This window comes from Geotalea sp. SG265, assembly GCF_022808985.1.
Taxonomy (GTDB): Bacteria; Desulfobacterota; Desulfuromonadia; order Geobacterales; family Geobacteraceae; genus Geotalea.
Genome location: NZ_JAKZFT010000003.1, coordinates 317,717 through 340,681 on the forward strand (window position 1 = coordinate 317,717; position 22,965 = coordinate 340,681).

Consider the following 22,965-nt stretch of genomic DNA (forward strand, 5'->3'; position numbering starts at 1 on the left):
TCTTATTGCTTTCCGACAATATGACAGTCATCGCACGATCTGGCAGCAAAGGGAGGATGGATCGTCTCCTTGAAGAACTTGGGGTCCTTGGATGCATGGGGATCATGACAGCTCATGCATTTGATGTTGCCGACGGCGATGTTCAGGTGCGCCTTGGCAAAGGCAGCATCCTTGTAGTCATGGCATTGGGAACAGACCTCAACCGGCTGGCTGGGCAAAAGCGGCTTCACCTTGCTGAAATGGGGGCTGTGGCACTCCTGGCAGTTCTTCTGCGCCGGTGGATGCGGGTTCTCCTTGGTGATTTTCTCCTTGATCGGTTTGTGACAGTTCACACACAGATCCGGCACCTGGGCCAGGAGCAGTCGGGAAAGCTTCGACTTGTGGGGGCTGTGGCACTTGGTGCACTCTCCTGCCATAACAGGAGGATGTTTACTTCCCGCTGCATTCAGTCCTTTTTCAAGGGTATCGTGGCAACCGAAGCAGGTGACATCCTGTTTCTGGCGAAGCATACCGTCGAACGCACTGGCATGGGGGTTATGGCAGGACAGGCAGTCCCCGTCCGCAAAGGGCTGGTGATTGGTACCACCCGCCTCGGGTTTGATCAGGTCGCTGTGGCACGGCTCGCATAGTTTGGGCACCGACTCCTTGAGGATGTATTTCTGCTGGGCGCCGTGGGCCGCGTGACATGCGCTGCAGGTTCCCTGCAGCACCGGCTTGTGGGTGTGGCTCTGTTTGAACATTCCTTCCAGAGCCGAGTGACAGCCATAGCAGACGGCATCCATGCGGTCTTTCAGGATTTTCGGTACCCCCGAGCCATGGGGGTTGTGGCAGGCATCACATTCGCCGTCGGCAACCGGCGGATGGGGGACCTTGATGTTTTTCTGGGCTTCCTTGACCTTCTGGTGGCAGGTGTAGCAAAGGTCCGCTCCCTGGGCCACCAGGAGTTTCTTGAATTTGGCGGCGTGGGGCCGGTGGCAAGAGATGCAGCCTTTCCCCTGGGTAACCGCCGCATGCTTGTAGAGCGGAATCTCCTTTTTGTTGTCGTGGCAGGTCACACAGAGGTTGTTCCCTTCCTCGATCAGCAGCGTCGCATACTCGGAAGCATGGGGATTATGGCAGGAGAGGCAGTCGCCGCTCTTGAACGGGTCATGCTCCACAGTGCCGCCATCTTTGAGCTTGACTGCCTCATGGCACTGGTAACAGAGTTCGCTCCCCTTCGCGGACACGGCAAAGGGATTCGGCGCGTTTGCCGGCTGATGACAGCCATCACAGCCGCTGGTGGCGACGGGATTGTGGGCGCTCACCTTCAAAAGCTTCGGTTGTATGGAGGAATGGGGATTGTGACAGGTGGTGCAGCGGCTATTCTCCACCGGGTAGTTCTCATGGGCTTTCCGGAACCCTGCAGCGCCGCTGTCGTGACAGCCGAGACAGAGCTTCGGTTCCGCCTGGGTCAGAAGGTTCTTTTGATCGGAGCTGTGGGCCAGGTGGCACGCCTTGCACCCCTCCTTGGTCAAGACCCCATGCACCACCTTTTTTTCAAACTTGTCTTTCTTGTGGCACTGGTAACAGATCTCATTCCCTTCCGCATTGAGAAGGTATCTGGCGTTGGAAGCGTGGGGATTGTGGCACAGGGAACACTTGCCCGATTTGAGCGCCGTGTGGACATTCGGCTTGTTCATGCCGATTTTTTCCTTGCTGTGGCACTTGAAACAGAGGGTATTTGCCGGCCCTTTAAGTATCAGTTTCGGCACGATGCCATGGCGCTGATGGCATTCCTCGCACTTCTTCTCCTTTACCACCGGATGCACGTCCTTCATGCCCAGGTACTTGTCGGCGAACTTCTTGTGGCAGTCCAGGCAGTCCTTGGTAACGAACTTCTTGGCCGCGTGGGAAGTCGTCGACATGAGGCAGACCGCCCCGAACAAAACCACTATCGCCATAAGCAGGGAGTAGCGTCGCGTGTTCATTTCCTTCATGATTTGTCCCCTAACTTTCCAGATAGTGCTCCTGTGCGGCCGTACAGCAACCGCACAGGCCGCTGGATATTAATTGCCGGTAAGGTAAATCTTGACCGGATAGGCCTTTTTCAGCTTTTCAGACCACTGGTCAACGGTCTTGTTGAGTTTAGAGGCGAACATCTCGTTGAAGATCCTCTTCCTTTCCTTCTCCAGAGGTGAATGGGTCGCCGGAACGACCTTCTTCACCTGTAGGACATAGAAGTACCCCTCAGGAGAGGCATACATGCGGACATCATCTTCCTTGGCATCCTGGACCGTCTCGCGAATGCCGTCAGGCATGGTGGCGATGGACAACAGCTTGCCGGAGAACTCAAGCAGGTGTTCGCTCTGGGCTTTGTCCACCTGCCCTTCGGCGTTGTTTTTCACCCAGTCGAAGTCGATTCCCTTCTTCAACTTCTCCATGTTCTCTTCCGCGGCGTTCTTTTTCTGGAAGACAAGGCCCTGGGCCTTGACCATGGCGGGAATGGTGTAGTCGTTGAGATGCTCCTTGTAGTATGCAGCGATGTCATCATCGGACACTTTCACATCCGGCGCGACAACGGTGCTGATGAACTGGCCGAAGACGATGGAATTGCGGTACTCGTTCACATCGTGCTTATATTCGGCAGATTGGTCGATCCCCTGGCTTTTGGCTTCGGTGATGAAGGCAACGCGATAGATCAGGTTATCAAGGGCAACCCTTTTGACCGAGTTCACTTCCTTCTGCTTGATCGCTTCGTCGATGCCATGGTAGAAGCGGCCAGCCAGGGCATCGGCCAGATCCGCAACGGTGATGGCTTCTCCACCCTTCATCTTGACCACTACACGCTTGTCTTTGGCGAGAACCTTGAAGCCTGGTTTTGCCGCCTCGAAATTCAGCTGCTTGAGCAGTTTCTCGTTAACGGTGGCGTATTTCTTTGCCAGATCCTTATTGTATTTGGTCAGAATTTCCGTCTGCTTGATTTCCAGGGCTTTCTTCTCCGCTGCTTCCTTGGCTTGAACATCACCGGCCGGATAGCGGACGTCCTCAAGCTTGATGACAGTGAATGCGGGCCCCACAGGGATTACCGGGCTGACAGATCCCACTTTCATCATGGATACCGCGTTGGCAACGTAAGGCAGCAGGGCTTTCGGCTGGATATACTGACCTTCCTTGATCCCTTCGGCCTTTTTGCCGTCGATGAGCTTGTCGGCAAGCTCGTCGAATTTGCCGCCGGCAGCGATCTGCTTGACCAGTGTTTCCGCGTCCTCCTTCTTGTCCAGCTTAACGGAACGGATTTTCCACTCTTTGACGGCATCCTTATAGAACTGCTCCACCAGCTTGCTATCCGGCTTCAAGTCTTTCAGTTGCTTCATCTTCAGCATGTCCCGCAGATGGTCCATCTTGTAAGCATCAATGGCTGTCTTGACCTCCGGCGTTTCCTCGATCCCCATGTTGGTCGCCTCGGCGAGGATCAGCCTGGTATTGATCAGACGGTTAAGGACTTTCATGTAGTCCTTTTTGATTCCTGATTTGCCCTCGGAAGCCTGCTGCTGGTGCAGACCGGCCAGGGCAGCCTTCAGCTCTTCCAGCAGGATCGGTTCGTCATTGACCGCTGCCAGCGGCGTTTTGTCGAAACTGGCGGCAAAGATGGGAAATTTGACCGCTATCTGGGATTCTTCCGCCTCATTGGGTTTCCCATTGGCCGCTTCCGTTCCGGTAACTGCGGAAGGTTTTACGTCCTCTGTCTTGGCATCGGCTGCAATAGCTGATGTGGCGACTGCCATGACCAATCCTGAAACAACTGCCATACTCTGAATGATCTTTTTCATGTGACCCCTTTGCTTACCTAGTGTTTCTACAAGCGTATTGCCGACTGGCCGAAATTCGCTCACGCTGCTTATGCTCAGCGCGGTGGCGGTTTTTTTATTAAAGTTTAACAATCCTTTCTCCTAGTATAGTGCCCACTGCTTTAAATTCAATTTACCTACCGATTCATCGAAATTTTAACAACAGGTGCTAATGGTTGACCAGCACGGCCGGTTGACGGAGGCGATCGACGATGCCGCGAATCATCTCGCCGGCCAGACAGCTGGCGGTGCTGATTCTGCCGATATTGAAGAAATGCACCCGTTCTTCTCCGGTGTTATAGCTGTCGGTGGCGAGGACGGTCATGTGGCTTGCCTTATCGAGCATTGATGCGGAAAACTCCACGACGGGAATACCCGCCTCGCCACGGGCATCTTGGTATTCGAGTACCTTGCCCGTGACAACGACATTTGCCTGCAGGACGTCGAAGATGACATCGGCGTTGGCATTGGACATCCCCCCCTCCATGATGAGCCGGTACTGCAAAAGCTTGTTCCTCACCATGCCCGGCTCAACCACCTGGAAATTACCCAGCTGCTGCAGTTCTTTGAGGAAATGGAGAGCCATTATTTCCCCCGCATACTTGCGGCCACTCCTGTTATAAAAAGGGAGGATCACCACCCGGAAGCGCTTATCGGGGGAAAGCCCCTGGCGGAAGAATTGGCGCGGGGGAAATGATTTCTGCGGCATCTTTGCCGGGTCGAGCCTGAAACCGGCTTCCCGCGCCGAGGCAAGGGACACGGCAAGCTGCTGCAACCCCTGTTGGGAGAGTTTCCCCGCATCCCTGACGGTCCCGGTTTCGAAAAGGCCCGGAGAATCGTTCCCCGACAGGGCAAGACTATCCATCCAGAGAATGTGCGGATCGGTGCCGGTACTCACCAGCCTTGAAGTCATGACAAGCTTGGGAGGGTAGCTGTCCGCATAGAACTCCAGCGAAGACACCAGGACACCCTTGACCCCTTCCTCTTCCGCGAAGAGTTTGGCGGACTCTTCATCCACGCCACCCACATGGCGAATCCGATGCCGGGCCATGAACTGGTCCAGGGCTCCCTCGCCAAGCACCTCGAATCCCGCGGATTCCACCTTTTCCTCCAGGGTTTTCCGCAACTCTTTCAGGGGTGCTTTGCCACCGCTCAGATTCTCGATGGGAAGAACCGCAACGCGGTATCCTGCCTTGTCGACTGGCTGGGGAGGCTTGAGCACCTGGGATTGCCCCGCACAGCCGGCCAAAATGAGCAGCGTAGCCAGCGCCGAGAGCAGTTTATGGAAGAAGCTTGTTGACCAGGTCATCGACAGCCTTTTCAGTAATCGCATTCATGGGTTCGCCGCCGCCGCCGAAAAGCCGGTCGGTGACGCCGATCCCCCCCTTGGTGGTCGAGGCGCTCCAGACAACCCTGCCGGTCTGAGTCTCGATCATCTGCAGGCTCAGGGAAACGGCATTGCCTACGGAACTCCCGGAACGGACCTCGCCATACTCCTTGACCGTGCCGATGATCACCGCATCAGCCTTTACAAACCCGGCCAGCTTGATGACCTCCTCCGTAGAAGGGGCAGCAGGATTGCTGATGCCGGCCCTGATGAGGCCGCGGTTCACTTCGCCCACCGGGACAACGTAGACAGCCCCCGTGGAAAGCAGCGCCGTCATGAAGACGTCCCGCACCCTGTCGGCGGCAGCATTGTCCCGGGAAAGATTGGCAAAGGGAAGCACCTCCACCGTACGGATGGAGCCAAAATCCATATTGCCGTCCCTGAATCCATCTGCAGATTGCATGGAAGCACAGCCCCCCAGGCACATGATCAACAGGAGGAATGCCATGGACCATGCCAGCCCCCTTGCGCGTAAAATCCTTTTATTCCTGAACTGCATACAGGTACTCCTAAAATTAGAATGACAGGCGCAGAACCGTCGACAGATAACTGGCCTCCGTTGAAGCAACAAGCGAGTCGGTTCTGAGCAGTGAATACGAGAGACTGAGCATGGCCTTCGGGGCGACCTTCCAGCTGATCGAAGGGGTCAGGCTGCTGTTTTTTTCGTTATTGGTACTGTTGGCGCTCTCGTTGTAAGCGATGTTGAACTGCAGCGCACCATCGGGAAAGGGGGACCAGGTGCCGCCGTAATTCTGGATATACTGGGTTTTCTTGCTCTCCGCCTGCTGGATCCCAAGGGATGCAAACAGGTAGAGATTGGGAAATGGCCGATAGGTGGCGCCCATCTGCCCGCTCTGGCTCGCGCCGGTGATCGCAGCTGATGCTCCCAAGCCGGGGGTTCCTCCCGATGCGGAGGTAAGGCTGCGGTTATAGCTCATGGTAAAATTCAGGTCCTGACGCGGAGCGATACTTGCGCCGCTGACGAAGGACAGGTTTTCCGATTTCTGCCCACGGGCATCGGTGGAAAGGCTGTACCCGCCGGAAAGGTTGAAAGCGACCCCCTTGTACGGCTGTGCCGTATTGGTGAGGAAAATCGAATTGCTCTCCGAGGTGCCGTTGACCGCCTGATCGATGCGGCCGCTGTACACCAGGGCATTATTGAGACCGGGCAATGGAGTTGCCTTGAGCGAAGCGCTGTACAGGTAAGCGGAACTGTGCAGTCCTCCAGACAAAAGGTCTTCCCGGCCAGCACTGGCCCCAACGGTGAACATGCTGTTGAGGCGGTGGTCGTAGGTCAGGTTGTTGTCCAGGACATAGGCCAGCTCTCCGCCGGTGGTATTGGAAAGGGACAGGTTCAGGTTATGGTACAGGGAGTCGGTGATTTTCGTCCGCACATCCGTATTGAAGGTCTGGCTGAAACGGGACGATGTACCCTGCACCTGGGCCGCCGGCTGGCTGAGAAATGCCTGCAGGTCCGTCACCTTTATCTGTACACCATTCCACTTTGGATCGACGTTCATAATAGGCCAGTTCACTACGACCTTAATATACTTTGTCTTAACCGGTGCATTTAGATCCAGCGTAAACCATTGCTGGGACTGATTGAATTCAGGGGTAGCCGTTACTGTAACATTGCTCATTCTCCAGTTGTCGGTATCTTTATCTTTTAGCCAAATCTGCCATGTAAAATAGCTTTTCATCTGTTGCAACAGATAACTACTGGTTAAATTTGATCCACTCACCGATACAAAAACTTTCAATTTATTTATTTCTGTGGGGTTAGAAAAGCCAAGGCCAACGCCCCATACTGCCAAGGGATCAGGAGGCAGCAAGTTAATCCCTACAGATTTAAGATCATCACTTTTCAGTTCTGTATCGCCAGTTGACTGGGATTGATCGAAGTTATGACTATAAAGCCAAGTGTCATAGTTAATTGCTTCTGTGTCCACAAAACCACCATTACCAGCCTTGGTGGTGGAGGTGAGATGGTTGAGGTTGTAATGGGCATATACCGAGACCCGCCGGTTGAAAAACTGATCCGAATAACCGACCGAACCGTTGTTGAGCAGAGAGGTGTTGTCGGTGCCGTGCAGGTTGTCCATGGTCTCGGTGCCGGTAAACTGATAACCTAGCTTTAATGCCTTGTAGGTATATTGTGACCCCAGTGTCGCCATATTGGTGGTCATGTCCTGGGTTACCCGGTCCACATCGAAGGTGTTGGCGTGGGAAAGCCTGACCGAGAGATCGGGAAGACCTACCGGACGCCAGCCGAAGGAAGCATGGTATTCATCGTTGACCGTCGAGGGGACCAGTTCCTGGGTACCACTCTGCCAGTTCTGGTTGCGGGAATATCCCAGCGCCGCCTGGTAGAGCGAGTTGTTGAGCATGAGATCCAGGTAGGGTGACAGGGTCGTGGACTTGGAGCGGGAACTCGTGCCCATATCATGCATTGTGTTGATGTCCTGCAGGAACGTGGAACCTGCAGACAGCTTCAGCAAGGGAAACAGGCTGCTGTCCAGGGACAGGTTGTATTTGTGCATGAAATCGGTCCCCCTGCTGTCCGAGGTCACCATCCCCGCTCCATCCTTCGACTTGCTCCGGGACAGATAGGCATCGAACTCAGCGCTGCCGTTTATCACGTCTGCCCATGATTTCATGCTGAATGCTGCCCCGAGAGCCATGGCCATAACTACGCAGCAACTCCACCGCCACGCGGATCCGCTTCCCTTTCCAAGGCGAAACACTTACCTATCTCTCCCCCATGAGGGATACCCGGAACGGGGCCTCATCGACGTCGAAACGACCGACCACATCCTTTGTCACCAGATTGATTACTTCAACCATCTTCCTGTCGCCACTGAGCACATAGAGGTTGTTCTGCTCGCCGTCTATGGTCATGTAAGCGGCGCTGCCGGAGGTGGCGATGGTGCCGAGGGATATGAACGTGGAAGGCTCGAAAACCTCTATCTCCGACCCCAATTGCTTACCCATGTAAATAAGATTGGTCATGGTATCGAGCTTGATACTGCTGGTCCCCATGCCGATGCGGTAGCGCTGGTGCAGCGCCAGGGATGGGAATGGGCTCAGCACCCTGACGAACGGGCTCATGTCGTGCACTGTGTAGAGAATGTCCCCGTTCCGGCTGAACTGGCCACGGGTCAGTCCGGGCTCGGAGGGTACCGCAGCTGCCTCGGTTCGTGATGGGAGATCAATGACCGACATCGTCTGGGAAAGGATGTTGAAAACATAGGCCCTGGTGCCCGCAGGGTCGAGGAGAATCGATGTGGGCTTGTTGCCCACCTTGACCCTGCCCGTTTCCAGATTGGACACCGGGTCTATGAAGCTGACCGTATCCGAGCCGCTATTCACCGCCAGCAGGAGTTTTCCGTCAGGAGTCAGGGCAAGCTCCTCGGGAGCATCTCCCGGTTTGAGCCTGATGCGGTTCGTTATTTCGCCAAGGGTTACGTCAAGCACCTCCACCGCGTCATCACCGGAAAGGGCCACATAGGCACGGCGCCGCAACTGGTCTATGGCCAGCCCCTTGGGTTCTGCACCGGTGGCGATGACACCGACGACTTCCAGGTATTGCTTGTCGAAGACCGTCAGTGTGTTGGAACCGGAATTACTGACGTAGCCGGTCAGTCCGGTGACCGGCTTTCCTGCCGGCGTCACCGTAAAAACTGGATTGAAGCTGTAACCTGTCGTGACCGACTGGTCGTAGTTGAAGGTAAGAGACTGAAAGGTGGCCTTCTTTTGAGTGATGGTGAACCTGCAGTCGATACGGGCCGGCTTTTCGGGTACGAGAAGCCGTTCATCCCCCTCCTCATCCTGGAGAGTCGCACCGCCGACCCCTATGGCAAGGCCCGCATATTCACCTGGAGGAAGCACCCCCGAGGCAAGAAAGCGTTGGCGGCCTACCGAGTCATTGGAAAAATCCTTGAAGGCAAGGTTAAGGGGGTATTCGCTGCCGTCATCCTTTACCGCCAGGATCTTGGAAATGGTGAATTTCAGCTGCCGCGCTTCGTGGGGCAATGGACGAACATAGAGGAAGACCTCTCCCTCCCCATCGAGGGAAGGCTTGATAAAGGGTTTCTGTGCTTCGCAGCCCCCGAGAAAGAGGCTTGCAACAAGCACGACCAAAAATATTTTGAAAGGAGTATGGTTCACTGCATCCTCTTTAAGCCTGCACCGATCAGGCTGACCGCCGTTGTGACGGTTAAAGCCCCGATTGGTAGCGGATCGGAGATTTCTACACTCCAATTCTATGAATCTCTGCCGGATAAGGATGTGCCGGCGGACACCTCTCGCCGTTTTCAAACCATGTCAATCGCGGGAAATCCGGTAAACACTAACCCCCCTGCTTGCACTCTGGGACACGTAGAGGAGGTCACCGGCAACGGCAATCTCCATTGGAGCGATCAGATTACCCGGATCGAACCCCCGGTATCCGTATTCGCCGAGGAACTTGAAATCGTCGTTGCGGTTGAAGACCATGATGACGCAGCGCAGGGTGTCAGCCACGTAGAGAAACCCCTTGTCGTCAACGGCAACCCCCCCCACCACGTTGAATTTGCCCGGACTGCTTCCCCGCCTGCCGAAGGTGTTAAGCTTCTTGTCCGGTGTAATCAGGTAAACCAGCGACTGCACCGGAATGGTGAAGATCATCGTTCCGTCCTCATCCATGGTTAAACCGCGGATGTCGTAGTCGCTCCGTTTCTTTGCATTGACGCCGATGATGGAGGCGAATTCGAAGCCGTCTTCAAAATGGCCGCGGAGATCGGTCACGAGTAATTTAAAGCGTTGAGTATCCACCAGGTACAGGTGCCCCTTTTGACAGAAGATGCGATCGGGGCGGAAATCTTCAGTAAAAAGGGGAGACAGCCCTTCCAGTTTGAGCACCCCATTGAGTTCGCCACGGAAATCGGCGATGAAGACCTTGTATTGGTTGATGGAATTGGAAAGAAGATAGATGGAGCCGCTCTCATCCAGGGCAAGACCCCTGATCGAGCCATATTGCCCCTCATCTCCGAATGAATGGACGACAAGACCCGTATTATTAAAGACATCGACCGACTGATCCGCAGGATTGATGACGTAGATTTCCTTCTGCTGCCTGTCGATGCCGAAATTGACCCAGCTTGAGGCAATGGCGCCGTTGAAATTGGAAAGGTTGTACAGGTAATCGAGTTTGGCTTCTGCGATTCCCGAGAGAAGCAGCACGGAAAGCATTACCGTGACCGCTACCGACGAAAGCTTGTGCTGAAAAGGAAATTTCATTCTTCTATGTCTTTTCATTCTCGACCTTATGTGTCTTGATCGTAGGACTGGCTTCCCACACAGGAAAAGGGGGAGACTTCCGACAGTCATCCCCCCCACTTCAAAAAAGCCGGGGGCATTGCCCCCGGCGCAATAACAATTGATGCAATTAGTCTTTAGCGTGGCACTTGTTGCAGAGCGAACGCTGGTCATAGGCAAACTGGGTAGCCGGACGGTCATACATGGCGGCCTGGTAGATTGCCTGGTTCATACCGTTGGAGTTCTTCAGTGCATCGGTACCTGCGGCAGCAGCATAGTCAGGATATGCACCACCGACGGTGAGGAATTCGCTGTTGTTGTTCCAACGGGTCATGCTGTTGAAGCCGGAAGCATGAGCGCGGTGGCAGGAGAGGCACATGACGTTCTCAGAACCGGTGGTAGGACCAGCGGTCTGGGTGCCGGTGTTGTCGGCATGGCCTGCCAGGGTAGCGATAACGCCGGTGCCTTCCTCATAGGGAACCAGGGAGGTGTAGGAAGTTGTCTGGCTGCCGGTCAGGTCACCAGAGGTTTTATAAGCATTGTAGAGGTTGGCGATGGTGGTACCGGTAGCATTGCCGGCCAGGTCGTTGGCGGCGGCGGTCAGCTTGGCACCGTTACCAGCGGGGTGGATAAGGGCAGTATTGCTGGCGTTGGTGTTGTTGTTGTGGATAGCCCTGTGGCAGTTGGAGCACCATTCGGACATACCCTGACCATAGGCAACGCGGGTATCGGTAGTAGCCTCAGAACGGTTGTAGGTAGAAGGAGCTACGGCAACCGGAGGATCAGCATTGAAAGGAAGCGGGTTGCTGTAGGACATCTGGGAGTAGTTGGCACCACCGAGGAGACGGTAAACACCGACAGCCTCGTTGGCATCAGGCTGTGCACCATAGGAACCGGAGTTACCAATGGGCAGTACTTTCTGGCCAGGCTTGGCATAGGCAATGGTACCGTTCGTATCAACTATACGGGCACGGCTGTGGGGATCGTGGCAGCTGGCGCAGGAAAGGGATTTTGCATCGTACTGACCACCAGGAGCGACAGTCAGGGTAGCGTCGGCAAGCAGACCATAATCCTGGGCAACAACGTTATGACCATGACGCTCGCCGATACTCTGGGCAGCATAGCCGGCTTTCGGGAAGGTCTGGGTCAACCAGGCGAAGTCACCGCCAGGAGTACGCTCAACAGGAGCAGCTGCGTTCACAGCAGGAGCGGGAAAGGTCATGACATGATAGCCGGTCGGTGCAGCGTCGTTGGCAGCATGGCAGTTGAGGCAGGTGGAGCTGTCGTCGGAGCCCTGGAGGAGGAAGGCATTGCCCTGGAACTGGGTGGTGGAAGCTTTGCCGGCGGCGTTCCAGCCGGTCAGGCCGGTGTTACGGCCACCGGACATGGCTTTGTTGCCAGAAGAGTTGTGCATGGTGTGGCAGCCGTCACAGTAGGCAACACCACCTTCATGGAAGGCAAGGGCATTGCCGGCTGCAGCGAACGTGAGCAGCGCTGTTGCTAACAAAATCTTGGATGATTTCATTTGTTAATAATCTCCTGAATTCGTTTTCGTTTAGATTCGTTGAGTACGGTTTTGCAGGGCGTTAGCCCATACTTCTTACTTCCTTACATTTGTACCTACTTACCTGTGACATGAAACCCTTCCGTGCGGCTACATTGTCCTCACCCCCTTTTATTTAGTTCAGAGCCACCTTTCCGTCTCACAACAAAGACAAGGAAAGCCACCCTCCTGGAGCTCTGGGTCTCATCGATTCCAGTGACGCTACTACACGCCCTATCGAATCGGGACCTGGTTATCTGTTTTTAATCATTTTGCAAAAAAGCGGATCATTTATACCCTCTGTAAAGGCATCAACCATGCCCAGCTGGTGATCCTCGGCGAGCGAGAAACGTAATACGTCCATTTCCTTACCTTTTTCATTGTCTTTCGGTGGCAGATTACTAAACCATGTTAATCTGGTTTGTTCACCGCATTGCCCCACTCCGTCAAGCAACAATCCATTCCGAGAAAAAGGCGTTTTTGCGGAGTCGTTTCCATTACGTAAAGATGACGATTTCGTAACCTTCACAAGCCCTTTGGCAACATGCTGAAGCAGAAGGGATAAAGACCTGAAATACTGCCTCGGGCGGGAAGCTTTAACCCGTTCAACTGCCGTTCCGGCAGGTGCCGGCAATGATTTCCGGCGCAGAAATACACCACTGCCGTCAATAACCGCGACCTTGCCGTTTTCCCTATCAACGAGACCTATGCACCCATTCTCCCACCACAGGCTGGTCGGGCAGAAATCGCGGGTGAAATCCTGCGGCAGATTGCTGACACTAATGAGTGCCGATGGCTCACCCTTGGCCGTGCAACGGGTCAGGGTAAATTCCTGCGTCGTGTCGCTGGTGACCAGGACCAGCAGGTTGCCGTCTTTTTCCATGGCAAGATCGGAATGTCTCATCACACATTACCCTGCCTTAACATTTTCACGTCCATAATCAAGCATTCTTGTCTTTATAAGAGCACAAGGGATGCCGGTCTTTTTTCACAACCAGCCACATGGAATCTAACTCACCGATTAGACAGGATATTTTTCCACAAAAAAAAGCCCTGCACAGGGCAGGGCTCGCGGTGTTTATGGATCAGGATGGTGAACAGACAGGTGGGACAGCGTATTTGACGAAAAAGACCTTTCAGTACGCTGACATCAGGATGACAGATTCGTAATGTCGGAACGGGGAAAAACGAGGGTAATGGATGTTCCCTTGCCAACTTCGCTTGCAACCTTGATGGAACCACCGTGCATGTCCATGATCGACTTGACGATGGCAAGGCCGAGGCCGGTCCCCTCTTTGTTCCTGTGGCGAGCTGAATCGACCCGGTAGAACCGGTCGGTGATATTGGGAAGATCTGCCTTGGGGATGCCGCAACCGGTATCGCTGACCGTAACATCTACAGTGCGGCCAGCCTCCCGTCGCGCGGAAACCGTAATGGTGCCGCCCGCATCCGTATAGTTGAGGGCGTTGGAAACCAGGTTGCTGACGGCGCGGCGGAAAAGGGTCCGATCGGCATAGAGGATGGCGTTTTCATGGCAGGAGATTGCTATCCCCTTGTCCTCGGCCAAAGGGAGGTAATATTCGATGATCTCCCCTACTTCCCGGCAGACGTCTATCTCTTCCAGGGACAGATCCGGTTCCTGCACGTCGGAACGGGCGATGAAGAGCAGGCTGTCGATGATCCTGGCAAGCCGCTCGTATTCCTCCAGGTTCGATTCGAGCACATGCCGATAGTCATCAGCGGACCTGGCCTTGGTCAAGGCGACCTCGGCCTCCCCCATGAGCACGTTGACAGGGGTACGGAGTTCGTGGGCCAGGTTGGATACATAGCTGGACAAACGGCAAAAGGAATCCTGCAGCCGGTCAAGCATTGTGTCAATGGCAATGGCAAGATCCTTAACCTCTGCCGGCCAGTGCCCCAACGTTACCCGTTCATTCAGGTTGTAAGCAGTGATGGATGTGGTTCGCTGGGCCAGCTCCGTGAGCGGATAAAGCCCACGTCTCACGGTAAGGACCGCCAGGGCAAGAGAGACAAACGTGCCGACACAGATGACCAGCAGCAGAACCGTGCGGAAATGTCCCAATACCTGCTCCATATAGGTAATATTAAGGGCAATCTGCAGCATCCGCTCCCCCTGCCCGGGGTCCGATTCGAGGCGGACGGAGCGGAGAAGGTATACCTGTCCTTTGCCGTTTTCCCACTTTTGCGTTTGCGTATAGTCGGAAAGGGCAAGTGGCGGGAATACTGCTACCGGGACATTTTCATTCATGCCGTAGGTCTGCAGCAAAACTTTCCCCTGTCCGTCAAGGATCCGCCCATACACCTTCATCGACTCCCGGGCAGCGTACCCGACCTCCAGTTTCCGCGCTAGACCTTGCTGGTAAGACTCCCTTGAGCTGAGGAGCTTGATGGTGTTGATTTCGTCCTGAAGGAACTTGCTGCTCTCCCGTTCGGCGATATTCACCAGACCCCAGAAAAGAAGAGCCGCCGAAAGGTTAAGGATTACGAAGGTCGAGAATGCATAATGCAGCATCAGCCTTCGCGAGAGAGACCAAGATCGGGAATGGCTGCCGCTGCATACAGCACTGGAAGGTTCATCGTTCTTCAAGGACATACCCGACTCCGCGTACCGTGTGGATGAGCTTTTTTTCGAAGGGATCGTCAACCTTGGCACGGAGACGGCGCATATGCACATCGACCACGTTGGTATCGCTGTCGAAATCCATGTCCCAGATACGCTCGGCAATGCGCATCCGCGTCAGGACCTCTCCGCTTCGCCGGGCGAGAAGGGACAGCAGGGCAAACTCCTTCGGCGTCAGGTCAAGCCTTTTGCCGCCTCGGGTTACACGGTGTCCCATGAGATCGATCTCCAGGTCGCCGATCGTTATCAGTTCCTGGGTTTTTACCGGCCCCCTGCGCAGAATTGTCCGGATCCGGACGAGCAGTTCGGAAAAGGCAAAAGGCTTTACCAGGTAATCATCCGCCCCCAGTTCAAGCCCTTTTATCCGGTCCTGGACCGCATCCCGTGCAGTCAGAAATATAACCGGAGTATCTTTTTTCAGTTTGCGGATCCTGCTGATGACCTGCCAGCCGTCAAGCCCCGGGAGCATCACATCCAGGATGATGATGTCATATTCCTTGGTCAGGGCAAGTTCCAGTCCTTCGGCACCGTCGTGAGCCATATCGGCGGTATAACCACTCTCACGCAGTCCTTTCCTGATAAAACCCGCTGTTTTCGGTTCGTCTTCTATGACGAGAATGCGCATTGTCTATCCCCATTTTTAATTTAGCTTTAGTCTATCCACATGCTTTTGATAAAGCAAGTTCTCTACCTCGTTGCAGGATGCCCCATCAGTTTGCCCTAAAGTTGCACATGCATAGGCCGATAAAGGACCCAACAGCTATTACTTTTTTTCAGACAAAGCGGAGGGTCAGATGTCGGATATTGTCCCCTTTTCTCCAGCAGCAGAACAAAAGAAGAATGAAATCGTCCAGATGGTAACCTTTGCCCTGGAGCGGGAAGAATACGGCGTGGAGGTGCTGAGCGTCCGGGAAATCATCCGCATGCCCGAATTGACGAAAATGCCCAATGCGCCACACTTCGTGGAAGGGGTCATCAACCTGAGGGGCACAGTCATTCCAGTCATCTCGCTACGCAAGCGGTTCAACCTGGATGACCACGATCATGACCGGAATTCCCGCATCCTGGTGATGGAGCTGAAGGGGGGCAATCTCACCGGCTTCATCGTCGATTCGGTAGCCGAGGTCATCCGCATCCAGAAGAGCTCGATCCAGCCCGCCCCAGACGTCGCCCACCAGGACGGCATGCAGGATTGCATCACCGGCATCCACGACCATAACAATCGTCTGCTGATCCTTCTCGACCTGAACCTGCTCTTTGCCGAAGACGAGCATAACGAGCTGATGGCGGCGATGTGACCTTCCGGCAGCGGTACCGTATGGTTTGACTCTCCATGGGAAACCATGATAGAGGTTGACCATGGACGGGCAGCAAAAAGAAAATCCCTTCGGCGGCCGCATCATCATGCATGTGGACATGAACGCCTTTTTCGCCTCCGTGGAGCAGCAGCGCGACCCGAACCTCCGGGGGAAGCCGGTGGCAGTGGTCGGTTCCTCGAAAAGAACCATAGTCACCACCTGCTCCTACGAGGCCCGGGCTTTCGGCGTCAAGACCGGCATGGCCCTCTGGGAAGCGAAGCGTTGCTGTCCCGACCTGATCCTGGTGGTGGGCCGAAACAGGGAATACACCCACATCTCCTCGCTGATCATGCAGCTCATGCACGACTTTACGCCGCTGGTGGAAACATTTTCCGTTGATGAAGCCTTCCTGGACATTTCCGGGTCGCTCACCCTCTTCGGCACCCCCGAAAACATTGCCCATCAACTCAAAGCCCGCATCAGGGAGCGGTTCGGTCTCACCTGCTCAATCGGCATCGCACCTAACAAGCTTTTGGCCAAGCTTGCCTCGGACATGCAGAAACCGGACGGGTTGACGTTTATCCCCCTGGATCAGGTCGCCCCTGTCATGGACCGGACCCCCATCAGGGATATGTGCGGCATCGGCAAGAAAACAGAAAAAGCCCTGACCATGCTCGGCATCCGCACCTGTGGTGACTTGGGGCGCTTTCCGGTAAAACTGCTCAGGCAGAAATTCGGCATCGTAGGTGAGGCGCTGCACCGCATGGGGCTGGGAATGGACGATTCGCCCGTAGTCCCAACGGATGAGTCCGATCAGGTCAAGTCGGTGGGGCATAGCATGACCCTGGAGCATGATCTGGAGAAGAGGGAGGAGATACTCCGCTATCTCCTTCAGCTTGCCGAAATGGTCGGCAGAAGGATGCGGCGCTATGGCGTCACCGGCAAAACCGTCTGTCTCTCGGTGCGCTATGCCGATTTCTATACCAACTTTTCCCGCCAATTGACCCTGCCCCGTTATACCAATCTGAGTGCGGATATTTACCATGGGGCGGTGACGCTTTTGGACAGCGTCCAACTGGCCCAGCCGGTACGCCTTCTGGGGGTAAAGCTTTCCAACCTGCGCCACCAGGACGAACAGCTTTCCCTTTTCGAGGGGGAACGGAAGAAAGCCCATCTGGCCAAGGCTATGGACGAGGTCAATAGCCGTTTTGGTGAATTTTCGGTCACCTTCGGCACCCTGCTCGCCGATGATGCAAAAAAGGGGTCCTTCGTCATTTCCCCGGCCTGGCGCCCCGAAGGGATCAGAAAAGTGGACGTGGAATAAACGGAATTTTTTTCATAAGGCAGCGACAAAAAGTGTCATATTTTTTGCGACAGCTGACCGACAAATCCAGATTCGACCCATTCCCAAAATAAGTCCCTGAGCTCCATTGCGGTGCATACAGTCGCCATCCGTCAGGGATTCCGCCCCCCACCTCCCCGCTTAATCCGACATTCGGGTCCTTGCCCGGGTAATTACCAATGTAAACCCGCTGAACTCACATCCTGATGCCGCACTGTCGCCATCTGCCCCGGCACTGGGTATGGTGCTTGCACATCAGGGGGTCCATGCAAATGTACAGGTTCAGCACATTCATCAAGAAGATTCATGTCCCACTTACCATCATGATCGTTCCCCATTCCAGGGGCTCTTCCCGCAGCATCAGGATACCGTTCATTCTGGCGCTGCTGTTCTGCTGCCTGTCCGTCGTCGGCGGCATCGTCACCGTTTCCCTGACCATTGAAGCGGTCAATTACCACCAGTTGAAAAAGCGCTATGCGGGAATCTCCGATGAGGTCTCGCAGATGCGCTCGACCATGACCTCCCTCAAAGAATCGGAAGCCCAGCTCAAGCAGCTGGTCTCCCTCGGCTCCCGCAGCAAGATCCTCCAGAACCTGGATACTGCCGAGAGCGGCTCCATAGACATCGATGAACTGAAAAGCCAGGTTGCCAAGTCCATGGATACGGTCAAGGAAATCAAGTCCTATCTGAGAAAGGAACGGGCCACGGACCTGGCCACACCACAGGGGTGGCCCGCGGCGGGGCGGATCAGCTCCCTTTTCGGCAATCGTGAACACCCCCTCTACGGCATCAGGAAGTTCCATTCGGGGGTGGATATATCGGTCCCCACCGGCACCCCCCTCCATGCCACCGCTGATGGTGTCGTCAGCTTCGCCGGCAGGGCCGCCAACAACGGCAACATCACTGTCCTCGAGCATGGTCTGGGCTACAGCACCATCTACGCCCACAATTCCAAAAACCTCGCCCAGGCCGGGCAGACGGTGAAACGGGGGGATGTGGTTGCCTATGCCGGCTCCACCGGTGCCTCCACTGGCCCCCATGTCCACTACGAAATCTGGAAATACGGCCAGAGCATCGATCCACTCCCCTTCATCAAGGGCCGCGACTGACGCCGGCAACCCTTCCATCACGAAAGGAGCAGCACCATGTTCAGCAAGAAGCACTCGAAACTCGAAGTAGTTATCGGCGCCGAAACCGTCATCAAGGGAGAAATCGCGTCAAAGGGAACGGTAAGGATCGATGGCAGACTTGAGGGGGACATTGCCGCAGACTGCGTCATTATCGGCGATTCCGGCTCGATTGTCGGCGATGTTACCGCCAAGACCTTTATCGCAGGGGGAAAACTGAACGGCAATGTCCGTTCCAGCGAATGTGTCGAAATTCTGCCCCGTGGAGAAATAAACGGCGATATCATGACTGCCAGACTGTCCATCGCCGAAGGAGCCATTTTCGAGGGTCATTCCATGATGCAGAAAAACCATAACTTAGAATATAAGCCGGTGGAAGTACTCCAGTAGACGATACCGATAAATTGAACGGAGTGGAGATGACAGAAGATCCTTCGCCGGGACAGCCAATCCCCCCCCAAGTTCCCAGGGTCTGGGCTGTGGGTGGCGGCAAGGGGGGAGTCGGAAAGTCCGTAGTCGCCACCAATCTGGGTGTGGCCGTGGCACGGCTGGGTCTCCGCTGTGTGCTGGTGGATGCAGACTTGGGAGGCGCCAATCTGCACACCATGCTGGGGGTATCCGCCAAGAAAGGTCTTGCCAGCATCTTCAACCATGAATCCGCATCTCTCAACGACATTCTCATCCCCACCGGCATTGCAAATCTTCATCTCGTAAGCGGGGCGCAGGCACTGCTGGACATGGCCAACCCCAAGCACGCACAGAAGCTCAAACTGCTGCGCCAGCTATTTGCCATCGATGCAGATATCATCCTCATTGACCTTAGCGCCGGGTCATCATTCAATGTCATAGATTTCTTCAATGCCGCCCATGACCCGATCATGGTCGTTGCCCCAACACCCACCTCCATCGAGAATGCCTACCATTTTCTCAATGCAGCCCTCCATCGCCGTTTCATGCAGGCTGTGGCAAAGGCCGAAGTGACCGAACTGGCAAAAAAAGCCCTTGCCGATAAAAACGCCAACGGCCTCCATTCCCCGCGGGAATTGCTGCGTTATCTCTGCCATGAGCATCCTGATGCCGGATCAGCCATCGGCAGCATGATGGCCGGTGTACGCCCCAAGCTCATTGTCAACCAGGTCCGCCGCGAGGAAGACATGCATCTTGGCGACCAGATTGCCTATGCCTGCCACGACTTCTATGGCGTGAAACTGGAGTATCTGGGAGGGCTCCGCAGCGACGACCGGGTTGTTTCCTCGATTTTGGACAGAAAACCTCTGCAGGCGACCCAGCCTGCCTGCCAGTTTTCTACCGTAATAGAAGGAATCGCCATGCGGCTCATTAACCGCGATAGGGAGGCGCAACATGGATGAATCGTATGAAATTCTCGGCCTGGCTCCAGGTGCGGAACGTTCTGAAGTCAAACGTGCTTACCAGCGGCGCAAAGAACTTTATTCCCGGGGTTCGTTGGCCATTTACTCACTGGCCAGTGAATCGGACAGGGAGAGCCGCCTGGAACAGGTAGAATCGGCTTACCAGCGCATTCTCTCCTTCATGCACCTGCATGGGGATGAAGGGGAACACACTAACTCCGATCATTCTCCATCCGCACCCATGCCGGATCCCGAGATGGCACCCGGGGAATATCTCCGTTGGGCGCGGAACCAGGCAGGACTTTCCATAAGACAACTGGCGGACCGAACCAAAATAAGCACAATGAGGCTGGATGATATCGAATCGGAACGAATCGACCACCTCCCCCCTCCGGTCTATCTGCGAGGCTTTGTCTATGAATTTGCCCGCAGTTTGGGCCTTGTCAACGCCTTTCAGCTTTCCGAGTTCTACCTGCGGCGAGTTGCTTCGGGTCTGGACGATTGACAGTCCTGTTTTAAAATCAAGGCATGTTTCTCTTTAACACCTGAATAATCAGGGCCTTTTTTTGATGTTGACTTTCAATTTTACTCCAAGTATTATTTGAACAAGAGGAGTAAAAAGTCCAAAGAAGGAGGTGTCTGGTCATGAGGCGGCAGACAGAAGAAATGAAACCCGCAACCAGGGAACTTGAAAAAAAACCTGTCTCGTCCGGTACTTATGAAACCAAGCCGACCACCATCGAACGGAATATCCTGTCGACCCTGCATGAAATGGAGCGGATGTTCGACGAAACGATTCATCGTCCATTTTTCGGGTTCAACATGGTGCCGTTCAGACACATGTTCGAAGAACTCGGCAGTTTCGGAACATTCACACCGACCTGTGATATTTTCGAGTCGGGGAATGAGCTGGTGGTCAAATCTGACCTGCCCGGCATGAGCAGGGAGGATGTCAAGGTGACCATCATGGACAACAACCTGATCATCGAGGGAGAACGGAAATCAGAGGAAAAGGTGGAACGCAAGGACTACCTGAGAGTGGAGCGGACCCACGGCTCATTCAGCCGGAGAATCGCCCTTCCTGAAGGGATAGATTCCGAGCAGATCAAAGCCAGCTTCAAAGACGGAGTGCTCGAAATCCGGGTGCCGAAAACCGAGACGAAAACCTCTGCCCGGCAGATAAAGCTGGAGTAGTAGGGCTTGCAGCTGCTGAGGAAAAAGGGGGAAGGCCGAAAGGCTTTCCCCCTTTTTCTATCAGAGGATTTTCCCAGGGCCTACTGGGCGGCCCATCCCTCCCAAAAAAGTCAAATGGCCGTCTTCTAAGAGAAGATTCAATCGCAATCTTTCCCCTGGTGCCACTGGTTAATGGAGGTGTATTAGGGTACACTTTTATCGTATGTGACCGCTATCACTGGACAAGGAGCGAGCATGAAACGATCATTGTTCAAGATTCTGCCGGTTGTTCTTGCCCTTTCGTTGTGGTTCCCCGGGTGGATTCAAGCACAAACGGCAACGGAGCAGTCAGCCACCCCGCCGGTAGGACAACAGTTGGTCCGGGAAGGTGACTTCGCCCTCAGGCTTGCTGCAAGCCTGGACATAGTCGATACGGACGACGAGGTGGAAGCGGAGACCAGCCTGGGAGATGCAGGTATCGCCCCACGCAATGGCTGGATAGCGGACTATCCGGTCACGCCGGATATCGTCGGCGAACTGCACCAGTCGGTGAGAAAAGCAGCCGATGCAGGGAACCTGGAGATGGACAAGGAAGAGGCATTGAAGGCATTCGAGCAGACCAAACAGGAGGCGGGACTCAAGGTAAAACCTTACACGGCAAGGGATAAGGGGGAGAAGATCCCCGAGACGGCACGGGAGTATCCGGACTCCACCGTCATCAACAACTATTATGAAAACGAGGGGCCGCCGATTGTCACCTATTATGCCCCTCCCCCCGATTATTTCTACCTCTACAGCTGGGTCCCCTACCCGTTCTTCAGCTTCGGCTTCGGTTTCCCCGGATTCTTCGTCCTGCACGATTTCCACCGGCCGTTCAGGGTGCACAACCGGGTGCACTTCATCTCGAATCATTTCAATGACGTGAGACGCCATCGGGTTTTCAGGGTCGATCCTGGAGCACGGTTTAACGGGCGGACCTTCGCCGGCATCGGCGTGCGAAGTGGAACACGCAACTTCATTCCCACCGGCGTTCCCAGAGGCGAGCGAAGGATATTCAACAGGCCCGGACCCGCACCGTTTACCGGCAGATCGTTCAGGGCTCCCAGCGGGGGAGGGATGAGAGGCCCCGCCGGCATGGGGGGCATGTCAAGGATGCCATCGGGGGGTGGCATGGCGCCGATGCCCTCCGGCGGCGGCAGAGCAACCGGAGGCCGGACACGATAACAATCGTACGCCAGGAAAAATGGACCGGTTTACCTGCACCGCGCCAGGGTAAACCGGTCCTCAGGGCTGCCCTCGTCCACTACCACCAGGTAGCCCTCCCCTGCCTTCCTGGTCACCAGCACGCCGTAATCCTTCCACTCCAGCTCCGCCGCTTTGCGCGCGGCTTCATACCAAACCCGGTCCAGAGAATGAACAAGTGACATTCTCGCCGGGTCCGATGGCAGAGTCTCCCTGCGCACCCTGACGATGTGCACATGGAGCTGATCCTGGCTACGGTCCTTCTTCGGATTCACCACCAGGGCGATCTCCCCCTCGGGCAGTTTCTTCACAGCCGAATCCCAGGCGAATTGCCAGATGCCGTCGGGGCGCAGGGGATCCTCCACCCCCGTCACCCGGCTGCGGGGAATCACCAGACCATGGACAAAGCCTGGCGGACAGTCGCACATCTTCCGATCGCGGATCGCCGCGAACTCCTTCGATTCGGCCCATACCTCCGTCAGATTCCGGCAGGTATTACAATCCACCTCCACGCGGGGGGTACTGCATTTGGAGCAGTAATCCTTGTCGCTGGTGTCGATACAGGTGGAGATGGTATTCCAGAGGATATTTCTGTCGGCACTGAGGCACGGCACCGCCGAAAGAAACAAAACGGCGGGCAAAAGCGCTGCCATGAGATATTTACGTCCGGTGGGGATGGGATGAATCTGCATGATGTTTCCTGTTCCTTCCGCGCAGCCG

General features: G+C 55.1%; 20 protein-coding genes. 8 read left to right on the plus strand and 12 right to left on the minus strand.

Annotated elements, in window-relative coordinates; all coding sequences use genetic code 11:
• Nucleotides 1-2: 2 nt before the first annotated feature.
• The 11 genes from ML541_RS05680 to ML541_RS05730 all read right to left on the minus strand — a co-directional run bounded on the left by ML541_RS05680 (nucleotide 3) and on the right by ML541_RS05730 (nucleotide 15,318).
• The gene (locus ML541_RS05680) at nucleotides 3-1,976 is read right to left on the minus strand and encodes a cytochrome c3 family protein (protein ID WP_243371559.1); all 1,974 of its coding nucleotides are present in this window, start codon (nucleotides 1,974-1,976) and stop codon (nucleotides 3-5) included.
• Nucleotides 1,977-2,045: 69 nt separating this feature from the next.
• A complete protein-coding gene (locus tag ML541_RS05685) occupies nucleotides 2,046-3,809 on the minus strand; it encodes a peptidylprolyl isomerase (protein ID WP_243371560.1) in 1,764 nt (587 codons plus the stop codon).
• Between the two features lie 187 nt (nucleotides 3,810-3,996).
• Complete coding sequence (locus ML541_RS05690) at nucleotides 3,997-5,136, minus strand: hypothetical protein (protein ID WP_243371561.1); 1,140 nt, start codon at nucleotides 5,134-5,136, stop codon at nucleotides 3,997-3,999.
• Entirely contained in the window at nucleotides 5,108-5,662 is a 555-nt protein-coding gene (locus tag ML541_RS05695) for a GNA1162 family protein (RefSeq protein WP_243371562.1), read from the minus strand. The genes ML541_RS05690 and ML541_RS05695 overlap by 29 nt, the downstream gene beginning before the upstream one ends.
• Nucleotides 5,663-5,729: 67 nt before the next feature.
• The gene (locus ML541_RS05700; RefSeq protein WP_243371563.1) at nucleotides 5,730-7,871 is read right to left on the minus strand and encodes a hypothetical protein; all 2,142 of its coding nucleotides are present in this window, start codon (nucleotides 7,869-7,871) and stop codon (nucleotides 5,730-5,732) included.
• Between the two features lie 91 nt (nucleotides 7,872-7,962).
• On the minus strand, nucleotides 7,963-9,381 hold the full coding sequence (locus ML541_RS18955) for a YncE family protein (protein ID WP_243371565.1): 1,419 nt from the start codon (nucleotides 9,379-9,381) through the stop codon (nucleotides 7,963-7,965).
• Nucleotides 9,382-9,537: 156 nt separating this feature from the next.
• A complete protein-coding gene (locus ML541_RS05710; RefSeq protein WP_243371568.1) occupies nucleotides 9,538-10,491 on the minus strand; it encodes a hypothetical protein in 954 nt (317 codons plus the stop codon).
• A gap of 148 nt (nucleotides 10,492-10,639) precedes the next feature.
• Nucleotides 10,640-12,034, minus strand: coding sequence for a cytochrome C (locus tag ML541_RS05715; RefSeq protein WP_243371570.1), 1,395 nt, complete (start codon nucleotides 12,032-12,034; stop codon nucleotides 10,640-10,642).
• A 271-nt stretch (nucleotides 12,035-12,305) separates the two neighbouring features.
• Nucleotides 12,306-12,935: a hypothetical protein gene (locus ML541_RS05720; RefSeq protein WP_243371571.1), complete on the minus strand. Its 630-nt coding sequence runs from the start codon at nucleotides 12,933-12,935 to the stop codon at nucleotides 12,306-12,308.
• A 267-nt stretch (nucleotides 12,936-13,202) separates the two neighbouring features.
• On the minus strand, nucleotides 13,203-14,666 hold the full coding sequence (locus ML541_RS05725) for a heavy metal sensor histidine kinase (protein WP_243371572.1): 1,464 nt from the start codon (nucleotides 14,664-14,666) through the stop codon (nucleotides 13,203-13,205).
• Nucleotides 14,647-15,318, minus strand: a complete 672-nt coding sequence (locus ML541_RS05730) for a heavy metal response regulator transcription factor (protein ID WP_243371577.1) — start codon at nucleotides 15,316-15,318, stop codon at nucleotides 14,647-14,649. The genes ML541_RS05725 and ML541_RS05730 overlap by 20 nt, the downstream gene beginning before the upstream one ends.
• A gap of 169 nt (nucleotides 15,319-15,487) precedes the next feature.
• On the opposite strand from ML541_RS05730, the gene ML541_RS05735 reads away from it, so the two are divergent.
• From ML541_RS05735 to ML541_RS05770, 8 genes are all read left to right on the plus strand, one after another.
• Nucleotides 15,488-15,991 carry a chemotaxis protein CheW gene (locus ML541_RS05735; protein ID WP_243371581.1) on the plus strand — a complete coding sequence of 168 codons (504 nt, stop codon included), beginning with the start codon at nucleotides 15,488-15,490 and terminating at the stop codon, nucleotides 15,989-15,991.
• A gap of 61 nt (nucleotides 15,992-16,052) precedes the next feature.
• The gene (gene dinB, locus ML541_RS05740; protein WP_243371584.1) at nucleotides 16,053-17,315 is read left to right on the plus strand and encodes a DNA polymerase IV; all 1,263 of its coding nucleotides are present in this window, start codon (nucleotides 16,053-16,055) and stop codon (nucleotides 17,313-17,315) included.
• A 290-nt stretch (nucleotides 17,316-17,605) separates the two neighbouring features.
• The gene (locus tag ML541_RS05745; protein ID WP_243371587.1) at nucleotides 17,606-18,442 is read left to right on the plus strand and encodes a M23 family metallopeptidase; all 837 of its coding nucleotides are present in this window, start codon (nucleotides 17,606-17,608) and stop codon (nucleotides 18,440-18,442) included.
• Nucleotides 18,443-18,478: 36 nt separating this feature from the next.
• Nucleotides 18,479-18,850 (plus strand): polymer-forming cytoskeletal protein, encoded by a 372-nt coding sequence (locus ML541_RS05750; protein ID WP_243371590.1) that lies wholly within the window; start codon nucleotides 18,479-18,481, stop codon nucleotides 18,848-18,850.
• A 29-nt stretch (nucleotides 18,851-18,879) separates the two neighbouring features.
• On the plus strand, nucleotides 18,880-19,830 hold the full coding sequence (locus tag ML541_RS05755; RefSeq protein WP_243371594.1) for a P-loop NTPase: 951 nt from the start codon (nucleotides 18,880-18,882) through the stop codon (nucleotides 19,828-19,830).
• Complete coding sequence (locus ML541_RS05760; RefSeq protein WP_243371596.1) at nucleotides 19,823-20,335, plus strand: helix-turn-helix domain-containing protein; 513 nt, start codon at nucleotides 19,823-19,825, stop codon at nucleotides 20,333-20,335. The genes ML541_RS05755 and ML541_RS05760 overlap by 8 nt, the downstream gene beginning before the upstream one ends.
• Before the next feature lie 140 nt (nucleotides 20,336-20,475).
• A complete protein-coding gene (locus ML541_RS05765; RefSeq protein ID WP_243371598.1) occupies nucleotides 20,476-21,024 on the plus strand; it encodes an Hsp20/alpha crystallin family protein in 549 nt (182 codons plus the stop codon).
• 234 nt (nucleotides 21,025-21,258) lie between these two features.
• Nucleotides 21,259-22,227 carry a hypothetical protein gene (locus ML541_RS05770; RefSeq protein ID WP_243371600.1) on the plus strand — a complete coding sequence of 323 codons (969 nt, stop codon included), beginning with the start codon at nucleotides 21,259-21,261 and terminating at the stop codon, nucleotides 22,225-22,227.
• A 29-nt stretch (nucleotides 22,228-22,256) separates the two neighbouring features.
• Here ML541_RS05770 and ML541_RS05775 read toward each other — a convergent pair whose 3' ends face one another.
• The gene (locus ML541_RS05775) at nucleotides 22,257-22,937 is read right to left on the minus strand and encodes a CDP-diacylglycerol diphosphatase (protein WP_243371603.1); all 681 of its coding nucleotides are present in this window, start codon (nucleotides 22,935-22,937) and stop codon (nucleotides 22,257-22,259) included.
• Nucleotides 22,938-22,965: the final 28 nt, after the last annotated feature.

Bases quoted from the DNA above. Each gene is read 5' to 3' on its own strand.
- ML541_RS05680 (WP_243371559.1), bottom strand. From the start codon at position 1,976: ATGAAGGAAATGAACACGCGACGCTACTCCCTGCTTATGGCGATAGTG.
- ML541_RS05685 (WP_243371560.1), bottom strand. From the start codon at position 3,809: ATGAAAAAGATCATTCAGAGTATGGCAGTTGTTTCAGGATTGGTCATG.
- ML541_RS05690 (WP_243371561.1), bottom strand. From the start codon at position 5,136: ATGACCTGGTCAACAAGCTTCTTCCATAAACTGCTCTCGGCGCTGGCT.
- ML541_RS05695 (WP_243371562.1), bottom strand. From the start codon at position 5,662: ATGGCATTCCTCCTGTTGATCATGTGCCTGGGGGGCTGTGCTTCCATG.
- ML541_RS05700 (WP_243371563.1), bottom strand. From the start codon at position 7,871: ATGAAATCATGGGCAGACGTGATAAACGGCAGCGCTGAGTTCGATGCC.
- ML541_RS05710 (WP_243371568.1), bottom strand. From the start codon at position 10,491: ATGAAATTTCCTTTTCAGCACAAGCTTTCGTCGGTAGCGGTCACGGTA.
- ML541_RS05715 (WP_243371570.1), bottom strand. From the start codon at position 12,034: ATGAAATCATCCAAGATTTTGTTAGCAACAGCGCTGCTCACGTTCGCT.
- ML541_RS05720 (WP_243371571.1), bottom strand. From the start codon at position 12,935: ATGGAAAAAGACGGCAACCTGCTGGTCCTGGTCACCAGCGACACGACG.
- ML541_RS05725 (WP_243371572.1), bottom strand. From the start codon at position 14,666: ATGTCCTTGAAGAACGATGAACCTTCCAGTGCTGTATGCAGCGGCAGC.
- ML541_RS05730 (WP_243371577.1), bottom strand. From the start codon at position 15,318: ATGCGCATTCTCGTCATAGAAGACGAACCGAAAACAGCGGGTTTTATC.
- ML541_RS05735 (WP_243371581.1), top strand. From the start codon at position 15,488: ATGTCGGATATTGTCCCCTTTTCTCCAGCAGCAGAACAAAAGAAGAAT.
- dinB (WP_243371584.1), top strand. From the start codon at position 16,053: ATGGACGGGCAGCAAAAAGAAAATCCCTTCGGCGGCCGCATCATCATG.
- ML541_RS05745 (WP_243371587.1), top strand. From the start codon at position 17,606: ATGTACAGGTTCAGCACATTCATCAAGAAGATTCATGTCCCACTTACC.
- ML541_RS05750 (WP_243371590.1), top strand. From the start codon at position 18,479: ATGTTCAGCAAGAAGCACTCGAAACTCGAAGTAGTTATCGGCGCCGAA.
- ML541_RS05755 (WP_243371594.1), top strand. From the start codon at position 18,880: ATGACAGAAGATCCTTCGCCGGGACAGCCAATCCCCCCCCAAGTTCCC.
- ML541_RS05760 (WP_243371596.1), top strand. From the start codon at position 19,823: ATGGATGAATCGTATGAAATTCTCGGCCTGGCTCCAGGTGCGGAACGT.
- ML541_RS05765 (WP_243371598.1), top strand. From the start codon at position 20,476: ATGAGGCGGCAGACAGAAGAAATGAAACCCGCAACCAGGGAACTTGAA.
- ML541_RS05770 (WP_243371600.1), top strand. From the start codon at position 21,259: ATGAAACGATCATTGTTCAAGATTCTGCCGGTTGTTCTTGCCCTTTCG.
- ML541_RS05775 (WP_243371603.1), bottom strand. From the start codon at position 22,937: ATGCAGATTCATCCCATCCCCACCGGACGTAAATATCTCATGGCAGCG.